This is a genomic window from Pseudoalteromonas sp. SR45-5, from assembly GCF_014163565.1.
GTDB classification, from domain to species: Bacteria; Pseudomonadota; Gammaproteobacteria; order Enterobacterales; family Alteromonadaceae; genus Pseudoalteromonas; species Pseudoalteromonas distincta.
Genome location: NZ_JACJDN010000751.1, coordinates 1 through 1,682 on the forward strand (window position 1 = coordinate 1; position 1,682 = coordinate 1,682).

Below are 1,682 nucleotides of genomic sequence, written 5' to 3' on the forward strand. Positions count from 1 at the left end.
TTAAAAAAAGCGGCTGTACCTAAAGGCTCCTTTTATCATTACTTTAAAAGTAAAGAGGCCTACGGCATTGCCCTAGTTGATGCATACGACAGTTACTTTATTGCAAAGCTTACCCATTACCTACAGCAAGAAGATGTTCCCCCACTTGAGCGAATCGTTAATTTTACCCAAAGCGCAATTAAAGGGATGAAAAAATACGATTACAAACGTGGCTGTTTAGTAGGTAACTTAAATCAAGAGCTTAATCATTTAAGTGATGAGTTTAAAACCAGATTAATGCAAAGCTACACCGCATGGCAAAACCATGTAGAGGTTTGCTTAAACCAAGCTAAGCAACAAGGCACTATTGCAAGCCATGTAAATACAAAATTGATGAGTGAGTACTTTTGGATTGGCTGGGAAGGTGCGGTTATGCGCGCCAAGCTCACAAAATCAAATACCCCACTTACTTTATATACAGAAATGTTTTTACGCGCATTACTAACCTAATGCGTTTTTATTTACCAATTAAAAGACGATCGGTCTAAAAGGATATCCCATGAATAACCCAATTAAAGCCATTGTTATTAATAAAGAAGATAATAACTACAGCGCCTCATTATCGACTATCGAAAGCAGTTATTTACCAAACGAAAACGTTTCTATCGACGTGCTATACAGCACACTTAACTATAAAGATGGTTTAGCAATTACGGGTAAAGGCCCTGTTGTACGCAGTTTTCCTATGGTGCCAGGTATCGATTTAGTGGGTACGGTTACAAATTCCACCAGCGATGAATTTAAAAATGGCGATAACGTAATATTAAATGGCTTTGGTGTAGGCGAAAAACATTGGGGCGGGCTTGCTCAAAAAGCGGCACTTAATAGCGATTGGCTAATCCCCTTGCCTGCAGGTATTTCTCCAAAACAAGCGATGCAAATAGGTACAGCCGGTTATACCGCTATGCTAAGTGCTATAGCTCTTGAAAAACAAGGAATAAACCCTGAATCTGGCGAAATACTTGTAACAGGTGCCAATGGTGGCGTAGGCAGCTTTGCTATTTATTTATTAAACCAGCTTGGCTACAACGTAACAGCAGCTACGGGTCGATTAGATCAAAGTGAATATTTAAAAGAGTTAGGTGCTAAACAGGTAATTGACAGAAACGAGCTTTCAAACCCTGGTAAGCCTTTGCAAAAAGAGCGCTTTGCAGCGGCAATAGATTCAGTAGGTAGCCATACACTTGCTAATATTTGTGCATCATTAAAGTATGGGGGTGTAGTAACCGCCTGCGGACTTGCCCAAGGCATGGATTTACCTGCCTCAGTTGCCCCATTTATATTACGTGGTGTGTCACTAATAGGCATTGATAGCGTAATGCGCCCTAAAGCCGACAGAATTGAAGCGTGGGATCGTTTAGCTAAATTAGTAAACGCTGATTACTTAGATAAAATTTCGACAGAAATATCACTAGAACACGTAATTGATAACGCAGAGCTGCTTATGCAAGGCAAAATTCGCGGTCGTGTTGTAGTTAATTGTCAAAGTTAAGCTATTTACTCTGTTAAAGCCTCGTTATTAAATTTATAATGCAATTTGTATTTTAATAACGAGGCAACACCTATGAGCAACCAAGAACTTTTCAGTAATAATCCACTGCAAGGCGTTAAATTAGAACAAGTGGTTGAAGAGCTGGTTGAAC

Annotated in this window: 2 protein-coding genes and 1 pseudogene; all 3 read left to right on the top strand. The window is 39.5% G+C overall.

The window, feature by feature from the left end; genetic code table 11:
- On the top strand, window positions 1-489 hold a 489-nt coding region (locus H5072_RS18640), incomplete at its 5' end, for a TetR family transcriptional regulator C-terminal domain-containing protein (protein ID WP_182694414.1).
- A 49-nt stretch (window positions 490-538) separates the two neighbouring features.
- On the top strand, window positions 539-1,531 hold the full coding sequence (locus H5072_RS18645; protein WP_182694415.1) for an MDR family oxidoreductase: 993 nt from the start codon (window positions 539-541) through the stop codon (window positions 1,529-1,531).
- Between the two features lie 72 nt (window positions 1,532-1,603).
- Window positions 1,604-1,682: pseudogene (locus tag H5072_RS18650) on the top strand (VF530 family DNA-binding protein); the annotation flags it as partial.